Source organism: Devosia sp., from assembly GCF_041917035.1.
In the GTDB taxonomy this organism is placed as follows: Bacteria; Pseudomonadota; Alphaproteobacteria; order Rhizobiales; family Devosiaceae; genus Devosia_A.
Genome location: NZ_JAYRYM010000264.1, coordinates 1 through 4,853 on the forward strand (window position 1 = coordinate 1; position 4,853 = coordinate 4,853).

Here is a 4,853-nt window from a genome sequence, read left to right on the forward strand (position 1 = left end):
GATCATGGCCAAGGCGCCCTTCGAGGTGCCGCTGCCCGAGCTGATGCGGCACGACCTGGCGCAGCCGGTGGCCCTCGCCATGGCCGGCCACCTGCACTGGATGGAGCGCGTCGCACCGGACGACTTCGCCATCTGCCGCACCGCCTCCGCAGCGCGGACCGCCATGGCGTCGGGCCGGATCGCGGCGATCATGCACATGGAGGGGGCCGAAGCGATTGGCGCCGATCTCGACGCGCTCTACCTTTTCCACGCCATGGGCTTGCGCTCGCTCGGCCCGGTGTGGAGCCGGCCGACGGTGTTCGGGCACGGCGTCCCGTTCAGGTTCCCCGGCACGCCCGACATCGGGCCGGGCCTCACCGAGGCCGGCAAGGACCTCGTCCGGCTGTGCAACCGGCTGGGCATCATGATCGATCTGTCGCACATGAACGAGGCGGGCTTCAACGACGTGGCGCAGCTGTCGACGGCGCCGCTGGTTGCCACCCATTCCAACGTGCACGCCCTCACCGCCTCGCCGCGCAACCTGACAGACCGGCAGCTCGACATCATCCGCGACACGGGCGGCATGGTGGGACTCAACTTCTCGACATCGTTCCTCAACCCCGACGGCATGGGCACTTCCGCCATCGGCTGGGAGGCGCCGCTTCGGCATCTCGACTATCTGATCGAGCGGCTGGGCGAAGAGCATGTCGGGCTGGGCTCGGATTTCGACGGCTGCACGGTGCCCGATCCGATCGGTGACGTGACCGGCGTGCCGAAACTGTTCGAAGCATTGTCTGCCCACGGCTACGACGCTCCGCTGCTCGCGAAACTGGCGCGCGAGAACTGGCTCGACTGCCTCGAGCGCAGCCTCGGCGCCTGAGCGGGGCGCCGTCGGCCCCCTTCAGTCGGGCAGCACCACACCGATCTTGGCGAGCAGGCCGCCATCGACCTTATATTCGCCGCCGGTGCAGAACGCGGCGCGCGGACCGGCAAGGAAGGCGACCATGGCGCCCACGTCTTCGGGCAGGCCGACGCGGCCGATCGGATGGGCGGCGCCCCAGATGGCGATCACCTGGTCCTCGGTGCGGCCATCGAGGTTTTCGGAGGCGGCAAAGCGCAGCATCGGGGTATCGATCGAACCGGGGCAGACGGCGTTGACGCGAATGCCGTCCCTGGCGTGATCGAGCGCCATGGCACGGGTCAGCGCCAGCATGCCGCCCTTGGAGGCGACATAGGCCGCGACATTGGTCTGGCAGGCGATTCCCTGCACCGAGGCGATGTTGACGATGGCGCCGCCGCCGCGCTTCTTCATCTGCGGGATGGCGTGGTGTCCGGTGAGGTAGGCGCCCTTGAGATTGATGGCGAGCGTCCGGTCCCAACCCTCCTCATCCATCGTCTCCACCGTGCCATAGGGTTGAATGGCGGCACTGTTGACCACGATGTCGATGCCGCCCCAGCGCGAGACGGCCTGCGCGATCAGCCGTTCGACATCGGCCGAGCGGCTGACATCGCCCACGACGTGAGAGGCCCGCCCGCCCCCCAGCCGGGCGACCGCGGCCTCGAGGGCGGCCCCGTCGGGTCCGAACAGCACGACGTTCGCCCCCTCTGCCGCCAGCGCCACGGCCGAGCCGAAGCCGATCCCCGTCGCGCCGCCGGTGACGATCGCGACCTTGCCGTTGAGTTCCCCAGTCATCCGCATCCTCCGCCCTGCCCCCGGTTGCTCCGGGGGGTCGATTCCGCCGTGACACTAGCCGCCACCCGGCGCGATGCCAAATCGACACAAGGACTCAGGCGGCCGTCGGGCTCGGTGCCTGAGGGCCGGCCGGGTCGTCGGGCGAGCGGGCATAGGCCGCCGAAAGCCGCCGGTACGAGCGGGAGTTGAAGGCGAGGACGGTGACCGCGACGCCGAGCAGACCGGCAAGCGTGAACACCAGCGCGATGCCGCGGGCCGGCCCCGTACCGAACCAGCCGCCGATCGCCTCGGCGCCGAGGCCGACGGTCATGAACGGGATCACCACGAACTCGGTCAGCGGGCCGATGAGAAACGCAGTGAGCGGCGAGGCCGCCTGCTCCACCGACTGCGCGAAACCGAAGACGCGGCCCTGACGCTCGAGCGGCACCACCTTCTGCAGCGTCGTGTGCTCGGCTGCCTCGGCATAGGGACCGAGCAGCATCCAGATGAAGCAGCCCGCGACCAGCAGCCAGTAGGAGTGCTGGACGGCGAACACACAGCACACGCTCCAGGTGATGAGATTGACCAGCAGCAGCGTGCGCAGGGGCCGGCTGCCCAGCCCGGTGCGCGCGATGACGATGCCGCTGATGATGAAGGCGGTCGAGAGGAAGCCGAAGGTCAGGCCCCAGACCTCGACCGAGACCAGCGACAGACCGTAGGCATCGAGCAGCGCCATGAAGATGCCGCCGAGGAAATTGTTGAAGGTCGCGAACAGGATCAGCGCGAACAGGCCGGGCACCGCGCCGATGACGCGGATCGTCCCGGCGATGTCGACGCGCTTCGGCTCCGGCGGCGCACCCGGATCGGGCGCTGGCCGCCCCTCGTCGATCCGGACCATGGCGAGGTGGAGCAAGGCCAGCGCGGTGAACAGCAGCGCCAGCGGCATGACGAGCAGCATGCCGCCCCAGGCGACCAGGAAGCCGCTGATCACCGAGGTGGTGAGGAAGCCGATGCCGCTCACCATCCCGACCAGGCCGTTGGCCTTGTCGCGCCGATCCTCGGGGATCAGCACGGTCACGAGGGTGGGCAGCGCGATGCCGCGGATGTTGCCGGCGATCACCCCCAGCATCACCAGCAGCACGAACCCCCACAGCAAGGGGCCGTAGGGATCGGTGAAGGCGGCCTCGGGCGCAAGCAGCAGCAACAGCAGCGACAGGGCGTAAAAGCCGAGCGAGACCACGCTCGAGCCCATCATGGCCAGCTTCTTGGCATTGTGATCGACGATCGAGCCGAACCAGATGCCGAACGCGGCGGTGAGCACCAGGTAGATGCCGGCGATCATGCCGGTCGCGAACACCGATCGGGTCTCGATGAACACCCAGAAGGTGACGGCGAACCACACCGTGAAGTTGGTGATGTTGGCGACGAGGTTGTTGCCGAGGATCTGATGAAACGGGGTCATGACGCGCATCCTCGGGTTGCGGGGTGCCATTGGTAGCCAAACATGGCGCCCCTGCCTACCTCGGGACAAGCGCTGATCCGCCAGCCTGCCTTCTCAGCCGTTGAACGCGCGCAGGGCCTCGTAGAGTTCCCGGTACTTGCCGAAACGCTCGGCATAGTAGCCGGAGAGCGCCGGATCGGGTTCGAACGTCCGGTCGAACCGCACCAGGCCGTCGACGGCTTCCGGCAGCGACGCCATCACGCCGCTGCCCAGCCCGGCGAGGATCGCCGCACCCACCGCCGCCGAATCGGCCACCGCGGTACGGCGCAGGGCGAAGCCGAGCGCATCGGCCCGGATCTGGCACCAGGCATCGGAGCGCGAACCGCCGCCGCCGATATTGGCCCGCGCGAGGCGAAGTCCGGCCGAGGCCTCCAGCGCCTCGAAGGCCCAGCGCACCGAGAGCGCGACGCCTTCCATCACCGCCCGCACCATCTCCGGCGCCCCGGCGCGCGTGTCGAGCCGCGCGAACACGCCGCGCGTCGCACTGTCCCAGATCGGCGCCCGCTCTCCCGAAAGGTGCGGCAGGAACAGCGGCACCGCGCTCGAGGGCGCCACCCCGGCCGCCAGTTCCGACATTTCGGCCGGACTGCGGCCCAGCACCTGCCCGAGCCAGGCCAGCGCCGCTCCGCCGGTCTGCGTCGGCGCCGCGTGCATGACGATGCCGCCATAGGGTGGGAAGACGATGACGCCCGGCGTCGGATGGACGTGCGCACTGATGATGCCCGGGATTTCGCTGGTACCGCTCTGGTACATGGCGTCGCCCTCTCGCACCACGCCGACCCCGAACATGCCGCCCCAGGCATCCATCGCCCCCACCATCACCGGCGCGCCGGCGCCGGGGCGCCCTGACCGCACGCGGCCGACCACATGGTGGAAGTCAAACAACGACGGCAGCCGCTCGGCCGCGCCCGGCACGAGATCGAGCAGCGGCGCGACATAGCCGTTGCGGCCGACGAGGCCGACCGCCGAGACCGGATCGCCGGCGACTTCGCCGGTCAGCTGCAGCGCGCAATAGTCCTTGGGCAGCAGCACGTGGCGCGTCGCCGCCCAGACCTCGGGGCGCACCCGCGCCACATGCGCCATGCGCGACAGGGCGTGGCTCGCATCGACCGGGATCGGCGCGCCGAACCAGGCCAGCTTGTCGGCCGGCGCGATCCGCGCCTCGAGCGCCGCCGCATCGGCCGCGGCGCGCGTGTCCTGCCAGACGATGGCGGGAAGCAGCGCCCTGCCCGCCGCATCGACGAAGACGTGGGTATTGACCTGCGAGCAGAGCCCGATCCCCTGCAGCCCGGAGAGGTCGTGCGCCGCGGCGAAGGCCGCCAGGGCGGCATCGATCGCGTCCATCCAGTCCGCCGGATCCTGCTCGGCGAGGCCGGGCGCGGGCCGCCGGACCGGGTAGGCGCGGGCAAAGGACGCCAGCCGGTCGCCCCGGCGATCGACGAGGATCGCCTTCGTCGCCGTGGTGCCGATGTCGATGCCGATCAGGCACTCGCTTGCCAAGCCATCCTCCTTCGGCGCCCCTGCGCCCAAATGTGCGTAGCAGCCGCCGCGCCGCTCCCTTATAGTGCCCTGAGGCGTAAGGAAAACAACCGTCAGGCGCCGGGCAGCGCCGACGGACGGGCAAGGCCGACGCCACCTTGCCTCCAGGAGGACTAACCCCATGCTCAGCAGCTTCAACCGGACCGTTCGCGGTCTCGTCCT

4 protein-coding genes are annotated in these 4,853 nt (G+C 69.8%); 1 reads left to right on the plus strand and 3 read right to left on the minus strand.

The window, feature by feature from the left end:
• Positions 1-859: dipeptidase (locus ACE3TU_RS18835; RefSeq protein WP_374627024.1), on the plus strand; the 859-nt coding region annotated here is incomplete at its 5' end.
• Between the two features lie 21 nt (positions 860-880).
• Here the strand turns inward: ACE3TU_RS18835 and ACE3TU_RS18840 are convergent.
• From ACE3TU_RS18840 to ACE3TU_RS18850, 3 genes are all read right to left on the minus strand, one after another.
• Positions 881-1,672, minus strand: a complete 792-nt coding sequence (locus ACE3TU_RS18840) for an SDR family NAD(P)-dependent oxidoreductase (RefSeq protein WP_374627026.1) — start codon at positions 1,670-1,672, stop codon at positions 881-883.
• 94 nt (positions 1,673-1,766) lie between these two features.
• Positions 1,767-3,113 (minus strand): MFS transporter, encoded by a 1,347-nt coding sequence (locus ACE3TU_RS18845; protein ID WP_374627028.1) that lies wholly within the window; start codon positions 3,111-3,113, stop codon positions 1,767-1,769.
• Between the two features lie 93 nt (positions 3,114-3,206).
• Complete coding sequence (locus tag ACE3TU_RS18850; RefSeq protein ID WP_374627030.1) at positions 3,207-4,652, minus strand: FGGY-family carbohydrate kinase; 1,446 nt, start codon at positions 4,650-4,652, stop codon at positions 3,207-3,209.
• Positions 4,653-4,853 lie beyond the last annotated feature (201 nt).

Coding starts and splice junctions, on each gene's coding strand:
- ACE3TU_RS18840 (WP_374627026.1), bottom strand. CDS start 1,672: ATGACTGGGGAACTCAACGGCAAGGTCGCGATCGTCACCGGCGGCGCG.
- ACE3TU_RS18845 (WP_374627028.1), bottom strand. CDS start 3,113: ATGACCCCGTTTCATCAGATCCTCGGCAACAACCTCGTCGCCAACATC.